This is a genomic window from Terrimesophilobacter mesophilus (assembly GCF_014200375.1).
Taxonomy (GTDB): Bacteria; Actinomycetota; Actinomycetes; order Actinomycetales; family Microbacteriaceae; genus Terrimesophilobacter; species Terrimesophilobacter mesophilus.
Window position 1 is genome coordinate 1,240,431 of sequence record NZ_JACHBP010000001.1, and the last position, 16,620, is coordinate 1,257,050.

The 16,620-nt window shown below is 66.6% G+C and carries 16 protein-coding genes and 2 tRNA genes; 8 read left to right on the forward strand and 10 right to left on the reverse strand.

What is annotated here, in order from left to right:
• Positions 1–4: 4 nt before the first annotated feature.
• On the forward strand, positions 5–754 hold the full coding sequence (locus BKA04_RS06150) for a hypothetical protein (protein WP_104095623.1): 750 nt from the start codon (positions 5–7) through the stop codon (positions 752–754).
• Positions 755–918: 164 nt separating this feature from the next.
• Here the strand turns inward: BKA04_RS06150 and BKA04_RS06155 are convergent.
• From BKA04_RS06155 to serS, 5 genes are all read right to left on the reverse strand, one after another.
• Positions 919–1,010: transfer RNA gene (locus BKA04_RS06155), tRNA-Ser, on the reverse strand.
• Positions 1,011–1,054: 44 nt separating this feature from the next.
• Positions 1,055–2,290: an LCP family protein gene (locus BKA04_RS06160; protein ID WP_104095624.1), complete on the reverse strand. Its 1,236-nt coding sequence runs from the start codon at positions 2,288–2,290 to the stop codon at positions 1,055–1,057.
• A 36-nt stretch (positions 2,291–2,326) separates the two neighbouring features.
• Positions 2,327–2,411: transfer RNA gene (locus BKA04_RS06165), tRNA-Ser, on the reverse strand.
• Between the two features lie 25 nt (positions 2,412–2,436).
• The gene (locus BKA04_RS06170; protein WP_232841986.1) at positions 2,437–3,309 is read right to left on the reverse strand and encodes an HAD family hydrolase; all 873 of its coding nucleotides are present in this window, start codon (positions 3,307–3,309) and stop codon (positions 2,437–2,439) included.
• A complete protein-coding gene (serS, locus tag BKA04_RS06175; protein ID WP_104095626.1) occupies positions 3,306–4,571 on the reverse strand; it encodes a serine--tRNA ligase in 1,266 nt (421 codons plus the stop codon). The genes BKA04_RS06170 and serS overlap by 4 nt, the downstream gene beginning before the upstream one ends.
• A 42-nt stretch (positions 4,572–4,613) precedes the next feature.
• On the opposite strand from serS, the gene BKA04_RS12250 reads away from it, so the two are divergent.
• Positions 4,614–5,612, forward strand: a complete 999-nt coding sequence (locus BKA04_RS12250) for a diacylglycerol/lipid kinase family protein (protein WP_104095627.1) — start codon at positions 4,614–4,616, stop codon at positions 5,610–5,612.
• Here the strand turns inward: BKA04_RS12250 and BKA04_RS06185 are convergent.
• From BKA04_RS06185 to pheA, 3 genes are read right to left on the reverse strand one after another with little or no spacing between them, the layout of a single operon-like run.
• Entirely contained in the window at positions 5,609–5,863 is a 255-nt protein-coding gene (locus BKA04_RS06185) for a hypothetical protein (protein WP_104095628.1), read from the reverse strand. The two genes, BKA04_RS12250 and BKA04_RS06185, sit on opposite strands and share 4 nt — an antisense overlap.
• Positions 5,860–6,366 carry a hypothetical protein gene (locus BKA04_RS06190; protein WP_167309685.1) on the reverse strand — a complete coding sequence of 169 codons (507 nt, stop codon included), beginning with the start codon at positions 6,364–6,366 and terminating at the stop codon, positions 5,860–5,862. The genes BKA04_RS06185 and BKA04_RS06190 overlap by 4 nt, the downstream gene beginning before the upstream one ends.
• A complete protein-coding gene (pheA, locus tag BKA04_RS06195) occupies positions 6,359–7,315 on the reverse strand; it encodes a prephenate dehydratase (protein ID WP_104095630.1) in 957 nt (318 codons plus the stop codon). The genes BKA04_RS06190 and pheA overlap by 8 nt, the downstream gene beginning before the upstream one ends.
• 34 nt (positions 7,316–7,349) lie before the next feature.
• Here pheA and pgm point away from each other — a divergent pair, with 34 nt between their 5' ends.
• On the forward strand, positions 7,350–8,987 hold the full coding sequence (gene pgm / locus BKA04_RS06200) for a phosphoglucomutase (alpha-D-glucose-1,6-bisphosphate-dependent) (protein ID WP_104095631.1): 1,638 nt from the start codon (positions 7,350–7,352) through the stop codon (positions 8,985–8,987).
• A 17-nt stretch (positions 8,988–9,004) separates the two neighbouring features.
• Here pgm and BKA04_RS06205 read toward each other — a convergent pair whose 3' ends face one another.
• Complete coding sequence (locus BKA04_RS06205) at positions 9,005–9,781, reverse strand: M15 family metallopeptidase (RefSeq protein WP_104095632.1); 777 nt, start codon at positions 9,779–9,781, stop codon at positions 9,005–9,007.
• 185 nt (positions 9,782–9,966) lie between these two features.
• On the opposite strand from BKA04_RS06205, the gene BKA04_RS06210 reads away from it, so the two are divergent.
• The 5 genes from BKA04_RS06210 (at position 9,967) to BKA04_RS06230 (ending at position 15,717) form a co-directional block, all read left to right on the forward strand.
• A complete protein-coding gene (locus BKA04_RS06210; RefSeq protein ID WP_104095633.1) occupies positions 9,967–11,283 on the forward strand; it encodes an ABC transporter substrate-binding protein in 1,317 nt (438 codons plus the stop codon).
• Between the two features lie 92 nt (positions 11,284–11,375).
• A complete protein-coding gene (locus BKA04_RS06215; protein ID WP_104095634.1) occupies positions 11,376–12,377 on the forward strand; it encodes a carbohydrate ABC transporter permease in 1,002 nt (333 codons plus the stop codon).
• Positions 12,374–13,225 carry a carbohydrate ABC transporter permease gene (locus BKA04_RS06220; protein WP_104095635.1) on the forward strand — a complete coding sequence of 284 codons (852 nt, stop codon included), beginning with the start codon at positions 12,374–12,376 and terminating at the stop codon, positions 13,223–13,225. The genes BKA04_RS06215 and BKA04_RS06220 overlap by 4 nt, the downstream gene beginning before the upstream one ends.
• An 8-nt stretch (positions 13,226–13,233) precedes the next feature.
• Positions 13,234–14,658 carry a GH1 family beta-glucosidase gene (locus tag BKA04_RS06225; RefSeq protein ID WP_104095636.1) on the forward strand — a complete coding sequence of 475 codons (1,425 nt, stop codon included), beginning with the start codon at positions 13,234–13,236 and terminating at the stop codon, positions 14,656–14,658.
• Positions 14,659–14,697: 39 nt separating this feature from the next.
• On the forward strand, positions 14,698–15,717 hold the full coding sequence (locus BKA04_RS06230) for a LacI family DNA-binding transcriptional regulator (RefSeq protein WP_104095637.1): 1,020 nt from the start codon (positions 14,698–14,700) through the stop codon (positions 15,715–15,717).
• On the opposite strand, the gene BKA04_RS06235 is transcribed toward BKA04_RS06230, so the two are convergent.
• The gene (locus tag BKA04_RS06235) at positions 15,714–16,589 is read right to left on the reverse strand and encodes a DNA-methyltransferase (protein WP_104095638.1); all 876 of its coding nucleotides are present in this window, start codon (positions 16,587–16,589) and stop codon (positions 15,714–15,716) included. The two genes, BKA04_RS06230 and BKA04_RS06235, sit on opposite strands and share 4 nt — an antisense overlap.
• Positions 16,590–16,620 lie beyond the last annotated feature (31 nt).

Consider the following 16,620-nt stretch of genomic DNA (forward strand, 5'->3'; position numbering starts at 1 on the left):
TCGGATGAGCTACATCAAGTCGTCACTCCTGGACGAGAAGGGATTCGTCGTCCTCGATCGCTACGATCAGACGGCCGACCCGCAGGAGTGGCTGGATCTTGACTACGTCGAGTGGAAGTCATCCGGCGACACCCGCTTCGCGCCCCTCGCGAGCGCCCGCGGTGAGATCGAGGTCAACGGCTTCTGGAACCATCAGCCCCCGCGTACCGACAAGGACGGCGTCTGGATCGAATCGCAGGTCGCGAAGGCGCCGATCCTGGCCAGGCGGGCGAAGGAGCCGGGTGCGAACGTCGGCCGCTGCCGCGTGATCGAGCTGCAGCCCACGACCTATGTCGACGCCTTGTACAACCTGCACCAGGACGACAACAACCGACTCAACCCCGACGAGACGGGGTGGATCGTGCGCGCGTTCTTCAACCTCACGGACGACCCGGACTCCTACCTCGTCCTTCGGGAGGAGCGCTACGACCCGACGACCGAGATCCGGCTTCCGCTCGCCGCCGGCACGCAGGTCATCGTGGACACGCAGCGCTTCTGGCACGCGACCTGGCACAACAGCGAGAGCCCGCGCTACAACCTCATCACCTCGTGGGAGTCAGGGCCGGCACTCGATGCGTACATCGAGAAATACCACGGACACAATGACCATCTGAATGCGCCCCTGGACGAGGCGGTCATCGACGAGGCGCAGGATGCGGTCCAGCGCCGCCTGGCGGAGCGTGCCGCCGCACTCGCGGAGAAGCGCCGGGGCTGAGGCCCCACCGCGTCCGAGAATGCCGGTGTGCAGGTCTCCGGCGTTGGTGGATCTTCCCTCGGGGTTCGAGGGCGTGCGATGCCCTGGCGGTGACGGCCCGCAGCGGACGACCCGGAACACTCGACAGTGCGAGGGCGGCTGAAATGACCCCTGATCAGGGATTCTGGCGGAGACGGAGGGATTTGAACCCTCGGTTCCCTTACGGGAACTCCACCTTAGCAGGGTGGTGCACTAGGCCGGACTATGCGACGTCTCCAGTTGCTCGCACAATCATAACGGCTTTCCGCCGGCCGGATGTCGTCAGCCGAACGCCTTCGAGCAGGTGTAGTCGGCCGCGCTCTGGCCCTTGATGCCCGGCAGCAGCGACGCGGGTGGCAGCGAGGGCGCCGGGGTCTCGGATGCCGTCGGATCCGGCGACGCGCTCGGCTTGTCCGGGTTCTCCACCGAGCCGAGCCCGGTGTTGCCCGCCTCGAGCGTGAAGGGTTTGTCCGCTTTGATCTTCGCGAACAGAGCCTCCGCGAGTGCTGTCACCGGGGCGACCTTCCCCGCGTAGACACCCGGCTGGCCGGTGACGCCGGGGTACTGCACGAACATCACCCGCTCGAGCGGAAGGTTCTTGAGCACCTGCGCCATCGACACCATGGTGTTGAGGTTCTTGAGGCTGTTCGAGAGGGTCATGGACTGGCTCGCGACCGTCGCGATGTTGTAGAGCTTCCCGAAATCGTTGAGCACGCCGTCCGACTTGACGGTCCGCACGAGCGACGAGAGGAACACCTGCTGGGAGCTGATGCGGCCGAGGTCGCTCCCGTCACCCACACCGTGGCGCGTGCGCAGGAAGGCAAGGGCCTTCGTTCCGGACAGCGTGTATTCGCCGGCCTTCGGAAGATACAGGCCGGAGTAGTGGTCGATCACCGGCCCGTTGATGCAGACGGGAACGCCACCGATCGCAGAGGACAGGCGGGCGACACCGGAGAACGACACTTCGGCAGCGAATTGGACCTTGAGGCCCGTGAGCGCCTCGACCGTCAACACGGTGCACGGCAGGCCACCATAGAACAGGGTGACGTTGATCGGCTGCGCGGACATCCCCGAATAGCTGCCGCCCTTCGGGTTGGGGCACGACGGGATGGGCACGACGAGGTCGCGCGGGAAGCTCACCGCGACCGCATTCGTCTGGTCGTGCGACACGTGCAGGAGCATCGTCACGTCGTTGAGGTTGGTCGAACGGTCCTTGCAGCCCTTGGGGTCCTCACACCGGTCGCTGCCCACGATGAGGACGTTGAATCCCCCTTCGAGCGCACCGAGTTCCGGCGGCGGCCCGACCGTCTCTCCGACGAGAGTCACCGTCTTGATGGAATCCTGAAGCTTCCACAACGCGTAACCGCCCACACAGGCCGCACTCACCAGAACGACGGCCATGGCCGCTGCGGTCCACCTCAGGACGAGGAGCCACGGGTTTGTCCGACGCAGACGCCCGTGACGCGCCACCGGTGATGGGCCGGCAACGCGATGTCCGCGCGGTCGCAGGTCACTCATCAGGCACTCTCCCGGTATCGATCGGTTCACTCTGGGCGGAGGGCGTGGGATTCGAACCCACGAGACATTTCTGCCCACCAGTTTTCAAGACTGGCTCCATCGGCCACTCGGACAGCCCTCCTGGGCGTTCTCACGCCGCTGAGATTCTAACCGACGGATGTCGCCCCGATGCTGTGTACGAACCCGGGAAGAGATTCCAGGGCGGTCACGAGGCCGTCCTCCAGCACGGTGCCCGTCACCTCGGTGGCAACGGCCTTGAGGTCATCCGCGGCCTGTCCCATGGCGATTGCGCGTCCTCCGTCACCGGCCCACTGGAACATCTCGATGTCGTTGCTCCCGTCGCCCGCGACGAACACGCGTTGCTTCGGAACGCCGAGAATACCGCGAACGCGCTCGAGTGCCGTGCCCTTGTTGACTCCGTCGGGAGCGATGTCGAGCCAGGCCGTCCACCCGATCGCGTAGCTGACCTGGTGCAGACCGAGCGAATCGATGAGGGAGAGGAACTGCTCCGGCTCCTGCCCCGGCGACACGACGACGACGCGTGTGACCGGCCGATCGGCCAGGCGGTCGAACTCCACCTGGGTTGCGGTGTCGAGGTTCCACTCCTGCATGCCCTCGGTGAAGTAGCGGTGACCGGTCGCATCCTCGACGAGGAAACGACCGCCGGGGAGCCCATCGCGGATCCGCCCGAGAACCGGCCCCGGGTCGAAGGTCTCGACGAGTTCCCGGCGATACCCGGTCTCCACCTCGGAGTCCCGCTTCAGGGTGATCGCGCCGTTCGCGCACACGACATATTCCGGCGTCAGTTCCAGCACGTCGAGAATCGGCTTCGTCATCTCCCAGGATCGTCCCGTCGCGAGCGTCACAATGTGCCCCGCGTCGCGGGCGCTCCGCACCGCCTGCGTGACGACGTCGGTGAGCGTCTCGTCCTCGTGGATGACGGTGCCGTCGATGTCGAGCGCGACCAGCCAGGGCTCGAATTCGGCGGAGTCCTGCACAACGGGTGACGAGCTGCTCACAGCACGGGCTCCATGATCTCGAGTCCGCCGAGGTAGGGCCGAAGGGCATCCGGGATAAGCACTGAACCGTCTTTCTGTTGGTGTGTTTCGAGAATGGCGACGAGCCATCGCGTCGTCGCCAGCGTTCCGTTGAGCGTTGCGACCGGCGCGGTCTTCCCCGACTCCGTGCGATACCGGATGTCGAGACGCCTGGCCTGGTACGTCGTGCAATTGCTCGTGCTCGTCAGTTCGCGGTACGTGCCCTGGGTCGGCACCCAGGCCTCGATGTCGAACTTGCGGGCGGCACTGGAGCCGAGGTCGCCTGCCGCGACGTCGATGACGCGGTATCCGAGCTCACAGGCCTGCAGCATCCGCTCCTGCAGTGCGACGAGACGGTCATGCTCGGCTTCCGCCTCCTCTGGCAGCACGTAGCTGAACATCTCGAGCTTGTTGAACTGGTGCACGCGCAGGATTCCGCGGTTGTCCTTGCCCGCCGATCCCGCCTCCCGGCGATAGCAGGTCGACCATCCGGCATAGCGGAGCGGTCCATCCGTCAGATCGAGGATCTCGTCGGCATGGAATCCGGCGAGCGCCACCTCGCTCGTCCCGGTGAGGTAGAGGTCGTCTGCGGGCAGGTAGTACACCTCGTCCGCGTGCTCACCGAGGAACCCGGTGCCCTTCATGATCTCCGGGCGCACGAGCGTCGGCGTGATGAGGGGGGTGAATCCTTCGGCGAGCGCCGTGTCGAGCGCCATCGACATGAGCGCGATCTCCAGCCGCGCCCCCATGCCGGAGAGGAAGTAGAAGCGGCTGCCGGAAACCTTCGCACCGCGCGTCACGTCGATGGCCTTCAGGAGCTCGCCCAGCTCGACGTGGTCACGGGGTTCGAAGTCGAACGCCGCCTTCCCGCCCACCTCGCGCAGCGTCGTGAAGTTCTCCTCGCCGCCGGACGGAACACCATCGATGATCGGGTTGGCGATGGATCCGACGATCCGGTCGAACGCGGTCTCCGCCTCCGTCACAGCCTGGCCCGCGGCCTTCACCCGAGCGGCGAGGTCCTGCGCCTCGGCGACGAGTGCCGGCTTGGCGTCCTTCGAGGCGGTCGCGACGGTCTTGCCGAACGCGTTCTGCTCCGCGCGCAGGGACTCGAAGTCGCTGATGGCCGAGCGGCGCTGCCGGTCGGCGTCGAGCGCGGCATCGACGAGGTCGACGGAGTCGCCGCGCGCGCGCTGGGATTGCCGCACGACATCCGGATTCTCGCGCAGCAATTGGGGATCGATCACCCGACCAGTCTATTGAACGGTGAAGTGACGTACGGTTGACGGGTGGTCGGGGACGGATCCAGGTCGGGGCGCGCATCGACTCGCTCGCGTCACGCGGCCGTCGTCTACAACCCCACCAAGGTCGATCTGCGCAAGCTGCGCAAGGCGGTGGAGAAGGCGGAGGCCGACGCGGGCTGGGGCCGCACACGCTGGCTGGCGACGAGCGAAACGGATGCCGGCCAGGCGGTGACGAGGGAGGCCGTCGAGAAGGGCGCCGCCGTGGTCATCGCGGCGGGCGGCGACGGCACCGTGCGCGCCGTCGCCCAGGGACTTCGCGATACTTCCGTGCCCATCACCCTGCTTCCGGCGGGAACCGGGAATCTTCTCGCCCGCAACCTCGACATCGACCTGGCGAATCTCGACGCCTGCATCGCCGCCGCCTTCACCGGCGACGAACGAACCGTCGACGTCGGTATTGCGGAGATCACCCGCGAAGACCACTCCGCCGAGGAGCACGTGTTCCTGGTCATGGCCGGTCTCGGCCTCGACGCGAAGATGATCGCGAAGACCAACCCGAAGCTCAAGAAGGCCGTCGGCTGGCTCGCCTACGTCGACGCGGGGATGCGGGCGATCCCGGAGCTCAGTCCGGTCCGCCTTCGCTACCGGCTCGATGACGGGGGCGAACGGCCGCTCACCGCCCACACGCTCATCGTGGGCAATTGCGGATCGCTGCCCGGGGGCATCCTGCTCCTCCCCGATGCGAAACCGGATGACGGCATCCTCGATATCGCGGCCCTCAAGCCGCGTGGGCGCTTCGGCTGGGTCCGCGTGTGGAACAAGATCGCCTGGGAGAACGGCGTGCTGCGCAAGAGCGCTGCAGGGCGCCGGATCATCGACCTCACGGCCGACGTGCGCGACGTCGCCTACTTCCGCGGGCGACGACTGAGGGCCACTCTCGAAAGCCCCCAGGAGTTCCAGCTCGACGGCGACGAGTTCGGCACGGTCACGGCCATCGACTGCACGACGGACGCCGGCGGACTCAGAGTGAAGATCCCGGCCTAGGACTTCCTGCGCGCACGGTTCCGCGCATGCAGGAACAGGAGCCCGCCGATCGTTCCGAATCCGACATAGAGGGCCGGCGAGACGAGAGCATCCGCGATCTGCTGCAGGAATCTCACGACCGGGCCTGGGCTCACATCAGTGGCGGACGGATACCAAAACGAGGCCTGCCAGACCTGCGCAGCGAACGCACCGAGGACGAGCACGACGGCGCAGAACCACAGTGCTCCGATCCACGGGTTGCGTTTCCTCATTCCGGCGGCTTCCAGGCGATGGCTCTGCGGAACATGACGCCCACGCCGATCGCGAGGCCGACCGTCACCATAGGCGCAGTAAGCGACCACGCAGCCGCCAGCAGGAGCTGCTGCCATGACAATCCGTTGCCGAACGAGTTGTACTGGTAATTCACGCTGTTCGCCCAGAACGCTATCGCGATGCCACCGAAGACCAGGACGGCCCCGGCGACGAGCAGAGTACGCTCAAGCGGATTCGGCTCTGGCGGATCCGGCTCTGGCGGATTCGGCTCTGGCGGATCCGACTCGAGCGGGGTGTCTCGTTGTTCCGGCGCGGTTTCGACCGCGGAGGCGTCGCCGCGGACCTCGTCGGGAGGTGCAGCCTCGGCTTCGCGATGCTGAGGAACGCTGCCGGGTGGAGCCGCGGCATCCGGTGTCGACTCTTTCGGTCCGGGCGTGTAACCCGGCTGGAACCGCGGGTCGAACCGGGGATCGAATCTCCCTCCGGTGGCGCTGTCAGCCATGGTCCGGTTCGCCTCCGATGAGACCCCGAAGCCAGTCTCGCGCGTCGACGAACACCGCGTTGTCGTAACGGCCGCCGACCTTCGTCGTCACGCGATCGGCTCGCGGGTACGAGCCGAGGAAGATCACGTTCGGGCTGAATCGCTTGAGGCCCAGAAGCGCGTCCGCAACCCGTTCGTCGCGGATGTGGCCGTCGAGGTCGATGACGAACCGATAGCGGCCGAGGGTGTCGCCGATCGGTCGGGATTCGATGAGGCTCAGGTTGACCCCCCGGGTGGCGAACTGTTCGAGCATGTCGAGCAGGGAGCCGGGCTCATCCGACGAGAGCTCGACGATGATGCTCGTCTTGTCCGCTCCCGTGGCCGGCGGCGTCGCCGCGGTGCGGCCCACGAGCACGAAACGGGTCACGGCGTTCGGGTTGTCGCCGATCCCGGATGCGAGGATGTCGAGGTCGTGGTGCGCTGTGATCCCCGGTGGCGCGATCGCGGCATCCGCATAGCCCGCACTGTCATCGAGAAGGTTCGCCGCGGCAGTGACGTTGGAGGTCGCGGGGATGTGCCCGTGATGCGGCAGGTTGCGCTCGAGCCACCGGTGGCACTGTGCATAGGCGACGGGATGCGCGTTGACGACCGTGACATCCGCGAGGGTCGTGCCCCGCCGTCCGACGAGAACGAAGTTCACCGGGACGAGGTACTCGCCGATGATCCTCAGCCCCTGGATGTTCGCGAGTGCATCCTGCGTTGCGCTGACCCCACCCTCGACGGAGTTCTCGATCGCGATCATGGCGGCGAAGCTGCGCCCTGACACGACGTCGTCGAGCGCCTCCCCGACGTTGTTCACGGCGCGCCACGGCTTCCCGGCGGCCTCGGCCACCTGCTCGAGTGCCGCTTCTGTGAACGTTCCGGCCGGCCCCAGATAGCTGTACGTCTCGTCGGAATTCTCACCAGGCATGGAAGTGAGTCTATTGATGCGGGAGAGTAAGCAGATGAACGATCGCGCGGGAACCGGCGCCCAGGAGTCCGATCTCATCGACGTCGCAGAGTTGATCGACGCCTACCATCACCGTCATCCGGATGTCTCCATCGCATCCCAGAGGGTGGTATTCGGCACGAGCGGTCATCGCGGGTCGTCGCTCGACATGGCCTTCAATGACGACCACATCGCGGCCATCACGCAGGCGATCGTCGAATACCGAACGCAACAGGGCATCGACGGCCCGCTGTTCATCGGGTCCGACACGCACGCGCTCAGCGCGCCGGCACAGACGACTGCGCTCGAGGTGCTCGTCGGCAATCGGGTCGACGTGCTCGTCGACGAATTCGGCGACTGGGTTCCGACGCCCGCCCTGTCGCACGCGATCATCGCGCACAACACCTCCCTCGCCCGAGCCGGCAGCACGGGCGACGGCATCGTCATCACACCGAGCCACAACCCGCCTCGCGACGGCGGCTTCAAGTACAACCCTCCTCATGGCGGTCCGGCCGACAGCGACGCGACGGGTTGGATCGCCGCCCGCGCGAACGCCCTCCTCACGGACGGAAACCGCGGCGTGCTCAGGGCAGAACCCTCGGCGGTCGGCACGTACGACTTCCGCGGGCACTACGTCGACGACCTGCCGAACGTCATCGACATCGAGGCGATCCGCCGCGCAGGGCTGCGGATCGGCGCGGACCCGCTCGGCGGTGCGAGCGTCAACTACTGGGCCGCGATCGCGGAGCGTCACCGCCTTCCGATCACCGTCGTGAACCCCCTGGTCGACCCGCGCTGGGCATTCATGACGCTCGACTGGGACGGGAAGATCCGCATGGACCCGTCCTCGCCGTCGGCCATGGCATCCGTGCTCGAGCATCGTGGCGATTTCGACATCCTGACCGGCAATGACGCGGATGCCGACCGCCACGGGATCGTCACACCGGATGGCGGGCTCATGAGCCCGAACCACTACCTCGCCGTCGCGATCCGCTACCTGTTCACGCACCGGCCGGGCTGGCGGGCGGATGCCGCGATCGGCAAGACGCTCGTCTCCAGTTCGATGATCGACCGGGTGGCGACCTCGCTCGGGCGAAGGCTCTGGGAGGTCCCGGTCGGGTTCAAGTGGTTCGTGCCCGGCCTCGTCGACGGATCGGTCGCCTTCGGGGGTGAGGAGAGCGCCGGAGCGAGCTTCCTCAGGATGAACGGGTCGGCCTGGACGACCGACAAGGATGGCATCCTGCTCGCTCTTCTCGCGAGCGAGATCCGCGCCGTCACCGGGAGATCCCCGAGCGAGCTCTATTCGGAACTCGCAGAGGAGTTCGGCGACCCCGCCTTCGAGCGGATCGACGCGAGGGCGACGCCGGCCCAGAAGGCAGCTCTCGCGAGGCTCGCCCCGAGCGACGTGACCGCGTCGACGCTCGCCGGCGATGCGATCACGGGCATCCTGAGCGACGCCCCCGGCAATGGTGCACCGCTCGGCGGGGTGAAGGTGTCGACCGCCTCCTCGTGGTTCGCCGCTCGCCCGAGCGGTACGGAGGACGTCTACAAGATCTATGCGGAATCGTTCCAGGGCCGCGAGCACCTGCGGACGGTGCAAGCCGACGCGCAGCACATCGTGGATGCGGCGCTCAGCGGGGAGCCCGAGGCCTGAGTTCCGAAGCCTGAGACTCAGTCGACGTAGTCGGGCGCCGGAGGCAGGTCGAAGAACTCCTCCAGGGTCTGGATCCCGGTGTTGTGCAACTCCGTCGACAGGTATACGCCGACGTAGCGGATGTGCCAGGGCTCGTAGATGTACCCCGTCACCGCCTGCTTGCCCTCCGGGTAGCGGATGACGAAACCGAACCGCCAGGCGTTCTTCGCGAGCCACACGCCCTGCGGCGTCTTGCCGAAGCACTGCTGGATGGCGCACACGGCCGGGCGGCCCACGACATCCGCCGACAATCCCGCCTGGTGTTCGCTGTACCCCGGGCGCGCGCTCTGCGCCTGGGCCTTCTCCTTGCCCAGCTGGGCGACGAGACGATTGTGGATGCTCGTCTGCACCGCGAACGACCGGTAGGCGTTCTGGATCTGGAGCTCTCCTGCGCCTTCGGCCGCCGAAGCGGCGAACAGCTGTTTGATCGCGGCAGCGGCTTCCTTGCGCATGAGCGGGCTCGAGATGTAGTGGACGTCCGGCGTCACGAGGTCCGGCGGAATGTAGTCGAGCGGGTCGAACGGGCGGATCTTGTCGTTGACGGCCCAGATGCTCAGCGGGTCGTCGATCGAGTATCGGTTCTTGTCGAAGAACGACTTCACCTTCTCGACCGGGGCGGGCAGTGACGCGGGGGCGCTCGCGGACGGCGTCGTGCTCGGTTCCACGGCTCGTTCCGGTGCACACGCCGCGAGGCCCATGGCCACGGATGCCGCGAGCGTCCACGCGAGAATCCTGCGGGAGAAGGCGGCGGGCATGACCTCGATCCTAGCCGCCGGTCCCGAGCATCCTCTGTCATCGAGAACACGAGTTTCCCGAAACTGTTGACAGCGACGGCCGGCACTGCATATGGTGGTCGCGATTACGTGAGAGCGCTCCCACGACTCGAAATGAGAGCGCTCCCACAGATCGACACCCTATCCACGCACACAAAGGAGTGACCGTGAAACTTTCACGACGCACCAAAGCCGGAGCCGCAGTCGCTGCGGCCGCGGCGCTTGCACTGGTCGCAACGGGATGCTCGCAATCCCCCGCGGCAGACGACGACGGGCCCATCACACTCACCGTGACGACGTTCGGCACCATGGGACTCGACGGGCTCTACGCCCAGTACGAGAAGGATCACCCGAACATCACCATCAAGGCGACCAACATCGACACCGGCGGCAACGCGCTCACCGACTGGAAGACCAAGCAGGCGGCAGGCAATGGGCTGCCGGACATCCAGGCCGTCGAAGAGGGCTGGCTCGGCCAGGTCATGGGCGTCTCCGACTCGTTCGTCGACCTGCGCGACTTCGGAGCGAACGACATCAAGGACCGCTGGGTTCCGTGGAAGCTCGGACAGGCCACGGACCCGAAGGGCCGCATCATCGGCTACGGAACCGACATCGGCCCTGAAGGCCTCTGCTACAACAGCAAGCTCTTCGAAGCAGCGGGCCTCCCGGGAGACCGCGCAGCGGTCGCTGAGCTTCTCGGTGGCTCCGGCGCGACCTGGGAGAAGTTCTTCGAGGTGGGCAAGCAGTACCACGCCGCCACGGGCAAGGCATGGTACGACCAGAGTGGATTCGTCTGGAACGCCATGGTGAACCAGCAGACCGAGGGCTACTACACGAAGTCCGGCGAACTGAACGTCAAGGACAACGCAACGCTCCAGGGCCTCTGGGCCCAGCTCGCGGATGGTGCGAAGTCCGGCCTGTCGTCGAACCAGTCGCAGTGGGACTGGGGCGGGGGCAAGGCCTTCACCGATGGCTCCTTCGCCACGTTCATGTGCCCGGGCTGGATGCTCGGTGTCGTCAAGGGTCAGGTCGAAGCGGCCGGTGGAGACGGCTCCTCGGGGTGGGACTTCGCTGACGTCTTCCCCGGCGGCGCGGCAAACTGGGGCGGTTCGTTCCTGACCGTTCCGACGACATCGAAGCACCAGAAGGCGGCAGCGGAGCTCGCCGCCTGGCTCACCGACGTCCCGCAGGAGGTCGCGGCCTTCCAGGCGGCAGGTACGTTCCCGAGCGTCGTCAAGGCGCAGTCGGATGCCGGAGTGACCGGGTCGAGCGACCTGACGAAGTTCTTCAACGATGCGCCCGTCGGCCAGATCCTCGGATCCCGTGCCACCGGGGTCGTCGCCCAGTTCAAGGGCCCGGACGACTCGATCATCCAGGAGCAGGTGTTCGGTCCCTCGGTCAAGGAGATCGATTCCGGCACCGACGGGACGACCGCCTGGAACGACGCGATGAAGCTGCTCGACCAGCTCGTCGTCAACAAGTAATCCCAGCGAAACGGGGCCCTTCGGACCGGTTCCGAGGGGCCCCCACCCTGACACCACCCCCACACCGCACCATCCCGACCAGGAGATCGACAATGTCCACGATGACCGGCCGCGCCGTCGCACCGGGTGGCACCCGGCTCACGCTGCGCCAGAAGCTGGGTCGCTGGGATGTGCGTTACTCCCCGTACCTCTACGTCGCGCCGTTCTTCATCCTGTTCGGCCTCGTCGGTCTCTTCCCCCTCGCATACACGTTCGTCGTCTCGCTCAACAAGTGGGACCTCCTCCGGGGCCCCGGCGAGTGGATCGGCTTCGACAACTTCGCTGCGGAGCTCGCAGACCCGCTCCTGTGGAACTCGATCGCGAACACGTTCAGCATCTTCCTGCTGTCAGCCGTCCCGCAGCTCATCGTCGCGCTCATCATCGCCGCCGTCCTCGACCAGAATCTTCGGGCCAAGACGTTCTGGCGGATGAGCGTCATCCTGCCGTACGTCGTGACCCCTGTCGCGGTCGCACTCATCTTCAGCAACCTGTTCGGCGAGAAGTACGGGCTCATCAACAACATGCTCCAGGGGATCGGGCTCGACCCCGTCCTCTGGAAGACGGAGACCATCCCCGGCCACCTCGCGATCGCGACCATGGTGAACTGGCGCTGGACCGGGTACAACGCCCTCATCCTCCTCGCCGCCATGCAGGCCGTGCCGCGCGACATCTACGAGTCCGCCGCGATCGACGGCGCGGGGGCGATGCGCCGCTTCTTCTCGATAACGGTGCCGAGCATCCGGCCGACTTTCATCTTCGTCATCATCACCGCGACGATCGGAGGACTGCAGATCTTCACGGAGCCGAAGCTCTTCGACGCGTCGAGTTCGATCCCCGGCGGCGTCTTCCGCCAGTACCAGACCACCGTGCTCTACCTGTGGGACATGGCGTTCAACCGCGGCAACTTCGGCAAAGCCGCTGCCATCGCCTGGATCCTGTTCCTCATCATCGTCCTCATCGGCGTCGTCAACTTCGTGCTGTCGAGGCGCATCGCCTCCTCGGAGAGCACCAGGCCAGCCCGCCGCGCACTGCGGTCGTCGAGGGGGCAGCGATGAGCTCGCGCGCGCCTCACGGTCGAACCACTCCGTTCTCCCGCCGACCGGGATTCCTCACCTACGGGCTGCTCACCGCGTTCTTCGTCGCGGGCGCATACCCGCTGTGGTGGTCGTTCGTCGTCGGCAGCAGCGACACGACGGCGCTCACGAGCACCTGGCCGCCCCTGCTTCCCGGCGGCCGGTTCTGGATCAACGTCGGCGAGGTCCTCAACACGGTCCCGTTCTGGCTGGCACTCGGCAACAGCATCATCGTGTCCTCCGTCATCACGGTCTCCGTGATCACGTTCTCCACGCTCGCCGGATACGCGTTCGCCAAGTTGCGCTTCCGGGGCCGCGAGGGGCTCATGGTCTTCGTCGTCGCGACGCTCGCCGTCCCGACCCAGCTCGGAATCATCCCGCTGTTCATCCTCATGAAGCAGTTCGGTTGGACGGGGACGCTCGGCGCGGTCATCATCCCCACGCTCGTCACGGCCTTCGGTGTGTTCTTCATGCGGCAGTATCTCGTCGACGTGATCCCGGATGAGCTCATCGAGGCGGCTCGCGTCGACGGTGCGAGCATGATCGGCACGTTCTGGCACGTGGCGGTGCCCGCCGCGAGACCGGCGATGGCCATTCTCGGCCTCTTCACGTTCATGACGGCGTGGACGGACTACCTCTGGCCACTGCTGGTCGTTCCACAGAACCCGACGCTCCAGGTCGCATTGAGCCAGCTGCAGTCCGCGCGATACGTCGACTACACGATCGTGCTCGCCGGCGCCGTGCTCGCGACCATTCCGCTCTTGATACTCTTCGTTGCAGCGGGCAAACAGCTCATCGCGGGCATCATGCAGGGAGCGGTCAAGGGGTGAATGACACGATGAACCGGCCGAAAGCAGCGGGAGTTCCACGCGAATTCCCCTCCGATTTCCTCTTCGGAGTAGCGACTGCCGCCTACCAGATCGAGGGCGCGGCGCACGAGGACGGCAGGACCGATTCCATCTGGGATGTATTCTGCCGCGAACCCGGCGCCGTCGTCGGCGGCGACAACGGCGACGTCGCGTGCGACCACTACCACCGCTACACGACGGATGTGGCCCTCATGGCCGACCTCGGCATCCAGACCTACCGGTTCTCCACCTCCTGGGCGCGCGTCTGCCCGGACGGCGGAGCACTCAACCCGAAGGGCATCGACTTCTATTCGCGGCTCGTCGACGAATTGCTCGCGAAGAACATCCGGCCGTGGCTCACGCTCTACCACTGGGATCTTCCTCAGACGCTCGAGGACAAGGGCGGCTGGGCGAACCGCGACACCGCTCACCGCTTCGCCGATTACGCGGGAGTCGTGCACGACGCGCTCGGGGACAGGGTCACCGCCTGGACCTCGCTCAACGAACCGTGGTGTGCGTCCTTCCTGAGCTACATCGGCGGGGAGCACGCACCGGGGCGGCACGATGTCGCGGCCGGCCTGGCCGCGGGCCACCACCTACTCCTCGCCCACGGCCTCGCCACGCGGGAGCTTCGATCCCGGGACGAGTCCCTCCAGCTGGGAATCACCCTCAACCTCACGGTCGCCGATCCGGTCGACCCCACAGACTCCGGCGATCTCGATGCTGCTCGCCGCATCGACGGCCAGTTCAACCGCTTCTTCCTCGACCCGATCTTCCGCGGTGAGTACCCGGATGACATCCTGCGCGATCTCGGCGGTCTCGGCCTGGATGCGGTCATCCAGCCTGGGGACCTCGAGGTCATCTCGGCACCCATCGACGCGCTGGGGATCAACTACTACCACGGCGACTTCGTCAGCGCCCGGCCGACCGACGTGCAAACGACCACTGCTGCCCCCTCCGAGCGGCCGAAGCGCTCGCCTTTCCCCGCAGCGGATGGCGTGTACTGGCATCCGCGCGGACTCCCGGAGACGGGAATGGGCTGGGAGGTGCAACCCGAGGGGCTCACCCGACTACTGCGGAGAATCCACGACGAGTACACCGCGCCGGCCGGCGTCTCCATCGCCGTCACGGAGAACGGCGCGGCCTACGACGACGTCGTCGAGTCCGACGGGGGAGTCAACGACGTGGACCGCGCGGAGTTCCTCCGTCTGCACCTCGACGCCATCCTCGACGCGATTGCTGATGGCGTGCCGGTCGCCGGCTATTTCTACTGGTCGCTTCTGGACAATTTCGAATGGGCCTGGGGTTACGACAAGCGCTTCGGGCTCGTCCGTGTGGACTACAAGACGCAGTTCCGCTCTCCGAAGACGAGCGCGATCGAGTACCGCAGCATCATCGCCGACCGGGCGCTCTGACCGGGCTGCACGCGGTGGTTGACTAGAATTCGGCTGGACATGACTTCACTTCTGCCGACATCCGGATCGGCCCCGACACTCGAGATGGTCGCCGCGCTCGCCGGCGTCTCACGCTCGACCGTCTCCCGCGTGGTCAACGCATCGCCCAAGGTCACCCCTGAGGTCGTCGAGATCGTCAACGCGGCGATCGTCACTCTCGGCTATGTTCCCAATCGTGCCGCCAGGACCCTCGCGAGCCGCAAGACCGATTCGATCGCCCTCGTCATCCCGGAGAACACCGCCAAGTTCTTCGCAGACCCCTTCTTCGCCTCTGTCATCCAGGGTGCGGCGATGTTCCTGTCCAAGACGGACTACACGCTCACCCTCCTCATCGCGTCGGAGACGGATGCCCAGAAGACCCAGCGCTACCTGCGCGGCGGGAATGTGGACGGTGCACTCGTGCTCTCCCACCACAGCGACGACCGCTCCTACGTCGAGCTCGGGCAGAACTTCCCCATCGTGTTCGGCGGCCGTCCGATGTCGCAGGGCGGCAGGAACTTCGTCGTCGACGTCGACAACGTCGCGGCCGCGGCGACGGCCGTGCAGTGCCTCATCGACCACGGCAAGACGAACATCGCGACGATCGCCGGCCCGCAGGACATGGCGGCCGGGCTGGACCGGCTCGAAGGCTGGCGCACGACGCTCGAGACCGCCGGGCTCCCTGCGACCCTGTTCGAAGCGGCCGACTTCACGCCCGCGGGCGGCGCGTCCGCCATGAAGCGGCTCCTCGACCGCGGCGAGCGCTTCGACGGGCTCTTCGCGGCGAGCGCGCAGATGGCCTCCGGCGCGCTGGGGGTCCTGCGGGAACACGGTCTGGCCGTCCCCGGTGATGTCGGGGTGACCACGATCGACAACGACTACTACGCGAAGAACGCGAACCCTCCGCTCACGACCGTCGACCAACCGTCGATGCAGCAGGGCGCGAAGATGGCGGAGGTTCTCGTGCGGATGATCGACGGCGAGGACGTCGACACCCTCACGATCATGCCAACGCACCTCATCGAGCGCGCGAGCGTCTAGGCCCGATCCCGAGAGTCGGGCGCTCGGAATTCGGTGGGCACGCGGGCCGCGGCGAGCCGCTCCCGGATGACGGCCACGGCATCCGCGCTCTCATCGACGAGCACGAAGCGTCGGCCGAGGGAGGCGGCGACCGCCCCCGTCGTGCCGCTCCCGGCGAAGAGGTCGAGCACCCAGTCCCCCTCGCGGCTGGACGCCTGGACGATGCGCCGCAGGATGCCCTCCGGTTTCTGCGTCGGGTAGCCCGTCTTCTCCTTACCGGTCGGCGAGACGATCGTGTGCCACCAGACGTCCGTCGGGAGCTTGCCGCGGGCGGCCTTCTCCGGCGTGACGAGGCCGGGCGCCATGTACGGCTCGCGGTCGACGGAATCCGAGTCGAAGAAGTAGCCGCCCGGATCCTTCACGTAGACGAGGATCGTGTCGTGCTTCGTCGGCCAGCGTCGGCGCGACTTGCCCCCGTAGTCGTAGGCCCAGATGATCTCGTTGAGAAAGCAGTCCCGCCCGAACAGGGCATCCAGGAGCACCTTCGCGTAGTGCGCCTCGCGGTAGTCGAGGTGCAGGTAGAGCGTGCCGTCGTCGGCGAGAAGGCGCCACGCCTCGGCGAGCCGCGGCTCGAGGAACGACCAGTAGTCCTCGAACTCGTCGTCGTACGCCATGAGGTCGCCACGGATGCGCTCGTACCGCTGCCCCTTGAATCCGACGACCGAGCCGGATGCGCTTCGCACGCTCGTCGTCGACTGGCGCGTCTGCGAGCGCCCGGTGTTGAACGGCGGGTCGAGGTACACGAGGGTGAACACGCCATCCGGGAGGGCGCTGGCGGCGGCGAGGTTATCGCCATGGATGACGAGATTCGCACCATCCGGTGCCCAGGTCATTCCTCCGCGCCCCGCGGGCCGGGAACGGAGA

Coding starts and splice junctions, on each gene's coding strand:
- BKA04_RS06185 (WP_104095628.1), bottom strand. CDS start 5,863: ATGAGGAAACGCAACCCGTGGATCGGAGCACTGTGGTTCTGCGCCGTC.
- BKA04_RS06230 (WP_104095637.1), top strand. CDS start 14,698: ATGACTTCACTTCTGCCGACATCCGGATCGGCCCCGACACTCGAGATG.
- BKA04_RS06150 (WP_104095623.1), top strand. CDS start 5: ATGAGCTACATCAAGTCGTCACTCCTGGACGAGAAGGGATTCGTCGTC.
- BKA04_RS06225 (WP_104095636.1), top strand. CDS start 13,234: ATGAACCGGCCGAAAGCAGCGGGAGTTCCACGCGAATTCCCCTCCGAT.
- BKA04_RS06190 (WP_167309685.1), bottom strand. CDS start 6,366: ATGGCTGACAGCGCCACCGGAGGGAGATTCGATCCCCGGTTCGACCCG.
- BKA04_RS06235 (WP_104095638.1), bottom strand. CDS start 16,589: ATGACCTGGGCACCGGATGGTGCGAATCTCGTCATCCATGGCGATAAC.
- BKA04_RS06160 (WP_104095624.1), bottom strand. CDS start 2,290: ATGAGTGACCTGCGACCGCGCGGACATCGCGTTGCCGGCCCATCACCG.
- BKA04_RS06205 (WP_104095632.1), bottom strand. CDS start 9,781: ATGCCCGCCGCCTTCTCCCGCAGGATTCTCGCGTGGACGCTCGCGGCA.
- pgm (WP_104095631.1), top strand. CDS start 7,350: ATGAACGATCGCGCGGGAACCGGCGCCCAGGAGTCCGATCTCATCGAC.
- BKA04_RS06220 (WP_104095635.1), top strand. CDS start 12,374: ATGAGCTCGCGCGCGCCTCACGGTCGAACCACTCCGTTCTCCCGCCGA.
- pheA (WP_104095630.1), bottom strand. CDS start 7,315: ATGCCTGGTGAGAATTCCGACGAGACGTACAGCTATCTGGGGCCGGCC.
- BKA04_RS06215 (WP_104095634.1), top strand. CDS start 11,376: ATGTCCACGATGACCGGCCGCGCCGTCGCACCGGGTGGCACCCGGCTC.